Here is a 2,545-nt window from a genome sequence, read left to right as displayed (position 1 = left end):
ACGTCCCGGCGTTGTCAGGGCTGCTCCCACCCTCCCCGGCACCACCCGGATCAGGCTGCCCCCAGCTCCACCGTCCCGCTGCGACGGGATCAGCGGTGAAGGTCTCTCACCTCCACTCGAACCACTGCGCCTCACGGCGCACCCACGACCTCCGCCACAGCGCGGCCGCCCGCATGGTCCGCGATCCACATCTGACGTTGACCGACGTGCAGTGGGTCCTGGGCCACACGCACCTGACCACCACCGAGATCTACCTCGACCCTCGGGAATTGCATCAGGCGGGCGAGAAATCGCAGGTCGCCAGCTCACAGCAAGGGCCTGACCGACTCCGAGACTACTACGACCTAGCCGCCTGAACAGGCAGTTTGCCACCGCGATCCCGTCTGATGCAATATCTGCCCTCCAGAAGGGATGGTCAGGAGTGGTGCATCAGCAGAAAGCGGCCCTCGCCGGCTCGGCTCGCATGGAGCTTGTCTCCGGGGTGGTCCAGCTGCGTCCGGAGGACGCGATGTTCGACGCGATGCTGCGGGGCTGGCGGGCTCAGCAGAAGTCGCGGGGGCTGAAGGACGAGACGATCGACCCGAGGGAACGGCTGATCCGCCGGTTCCTTGATTTTGCGAACGAGTACCCGTGGCAGTGGACGCCGGCCCACATGGACGAGTGGTCGGCCTCCCTGACGAGCGAGAAACACCTGGCGCCGTCCACGATCCGCAGCTACCAGGGCACGCTTCGACTGTTCACCGAACTCCTCATCGACGCCCGCTACGGCTGGGGCCCGGCATGCGAAGAAGCCTTTGGCGCTTATCCGGTGGCCATCGCTCACGAGTGGAACACCCTCCCTCACCTGCAGGTCTACGAGGGTGACCCGGAAGCGAGGCCGTTCACCCGAGAAGAACTGCAGCGGTTCCTCGACTACGCCGACGACCAGGTCGCACGCGCGGTGAAGTCCAAGCGCAAGGGAGCCCTCGCCGCCTACCGGGATGCCACCCTCTTCAAGGTCATCTACGGATGGGGGCTTCGCCGGACCGAGACGTCCAAGCTGGATGTGGTCGACTTCGGGCGGAACCGAAGGTCCGCCAGTTCGGCCGGTACGGCACACTCAACGTCCGCTATGGCAAGGCGAAGAAGGGGCAGCCGCCGCGGCGGCGGAACGTGCTGTCGGTGATGGACTGGGCTGTCGAAGCGGTCGCCGACTACGTCGAGAACGTCCGGCCGCGGTTCGGGTTCCCCGATCATCCGGCACTGTGGATCACCGAACGCGGGGGACGCCTGCAACCCAGTTCCATCAACGACCGGTTCGAGGCATACCGCGACGCCCTAAAGCTCCCGAAAGGTCTAGTTCCGCACTCAATCCGCCATTCATATGTCACATATTTGACCGAAGACGGAGTAGATAGGCGATTTATTCAACAGCAAGTCGGTCACGAGTGCGATAGCTCCACGGCCATCTACACGCACGTCAGCGACGACTTCATGAACACTGCCTTGAGCAAGGCCCTGGCCCCGGCGTTCGCCGGCGTCTGACGAGGAAGGACCCGATGATGGCCGCCAAGCTCGACTATCACTGGCACCTGCGCAAGGTCATGGCGGACCGCGGGATGTTCTCCACCACCGACCTCATCCCGCCGCTGAAGGAACGCGGCATCAGCCTGTCGTCGAGCCAGGTCTACCGGCTCGTCGTCGAGCGGCCCGAACGCCTCAGCCTGAAGATCCTCATGGCCCTGCTCGACATCCTCGACTGCACCATGGACGATCTCATCGAGCCCATCGCCGTGGCCGGCTCCGCGACGAAGCCGAAGAAGGCCGCCGCGGGCGGGGCTTCGGTCTCCGAAGGAGTCGGTGACCTGCGACCCCGGCGGGCCCGGATCAGCGGAGTTGACCGGTGACCGGTCTTGCCGAGGAGGTCATCGCGGATCCGGTCGGCCTGGTCGTGCGGCTGATCGGCAACGTCGAAAAGCACCTGCCCGCCGAGCACGTCCGCGACATCGTCCTCACCGTCGTACGCGCACGAGCCGGTCGCCGCAGCCTCGCCCAGGCCATGCACGACGACCCGTCGCTGCTGCGGACCGGACAGCCACCGGCGCCCTACTGCGTCGCAAAACTGCTGATGGCTCTACACGACGCCGGCGCCCAGGACGTCGCACTGCCCCGCTGCGGCGAGTGCGGACGCGCATGCCGCTACGTCGGCAGCAGCACCGGAGGACGGTGGGGATGCTCGCCCTGCTTCGACAAGCCAGCTGTCTGCACGGGCTGCCATGAACAACGACGCGTCGTCAGCCGGGACCGCCACGGCGAGCCCCGTTGTCAGAACTGCCCTGACACCGACGGCGATCCACTACGGGAACTCACCGAGCTGATCACGAATCTCGATCCCGCCCTCCACGCAGACGCGGTCCTGGCCGCGCTCGGCCGCGCCACCGTCCGGCCCGCCGGGCAGCGGCGCCTGGCCGGGTGTCGGCGTACACAGTTACGTCCCCACCTTCGTACGGATGAATGGGGACAGATGTTAATGCGGTGAACCGTGCGGTTCGGCACTCTGCTGCTG

General features: G+C 66.2%; 5 protein-coding genes. All 5 read left to right on the top strand.

Features of this window, described 5'->3' with window-relative positions; translation table 11 throughout:
- Positions 1-95 precede the first annotated feature (95 nt).
- The 5 genes from ACIP8W_RS31860 to ACIP8W_RS31840 all read left to right on the top strand — a co-directional run bounded on the left by ACIP8W_RS31860 (position 96) and on the right by ACIP8W_RS31840 (position 2,518).
- On the top strand, positions 96-356 hold the full coding sequence (locus ACIP8W_RS31860) for a tyrosine-type recombinase/integrase (RefSeq protein WP_402205896.1): 261 nt from the start codon (positions 96-98) through the stop codon (positions 354-356).
- 65 nt (positions 357-421) lie between these two features.
- Positions 422-1,165, top strand: a complete 744-nt coding sequence (locus ACIP8W_RS31855; protein ID WP_402205895.1) for a phage integrase N-terminal SAM-like domain-containing protein — start codon at positions 422-424, stop codon at positions 1,163-1,165.
- Positions 1,153-1,524: a tyrosine-type recombinase/integrase gene (locus ACIP8W_RS31850; protein ID WP_402205893.1), complete on the top strand. Its 372-nt coding sequence runs from the start codon at positions 1,153-1,155 to the stop codon at positions 1,522-1,524. The genes ACIP8W_RS31855 and ACIP8W_RS31850 overlap by 13 nt, the downstream gene beginning before the upstream one ends.
- A 14-nt stretch (positions 1,525-1,538) precedes the next feature.
- Complete coding sequence (locus ACIP8W_RS31845; RefSeq protein WP_361305548.1) at positions 1,539-1,886, top strand: helix-turn-helix transcriptional regulator; 348 nt, start codon at positions 1,539-1,541, stop codon at positions 1,884-1,886.
- Positions 1,883-2,518, top strand: a complete 636-nt coding sequence (locus ACIP8W_RS31840; protein WP_402205891.1) for a hypothetical protein — start codon at positions 1,883-1,885, stop codon at positions 2,516-2,518. The genes ACIP8W_RS31845 and ACIP8W_RS31840 overlap by 4 nt, the downstream gene beginning before the upstream one ends.
- Positions 2,519-2,545 lie beyond the last annotated feature (27 nt).

Source organism: Streptomyces sp. NPDC088554 (genome assembly GCF_044752945.1).
GTDB lineage: Bacteria > Actinomycetota > Actinomycetes > Streptomycetales > Streptomycetaceae > Streptomyces.
The sequence above is the reverse complement of the archived record's forward strand: the minus strand, read 5'-3'. Positions and strand labels throughout refer to the sequence as shown.

Bases quoted from the DNA above. Each gene is read 5' to 3' on its own strand.
- ACIP8W_RS31845 (WP_361305548.1), top strand. From the start codon at position 1,539: ATGATGGCCGCCAAGCTCGACTATCACTGGCACCTGCGCAAGGTCATG.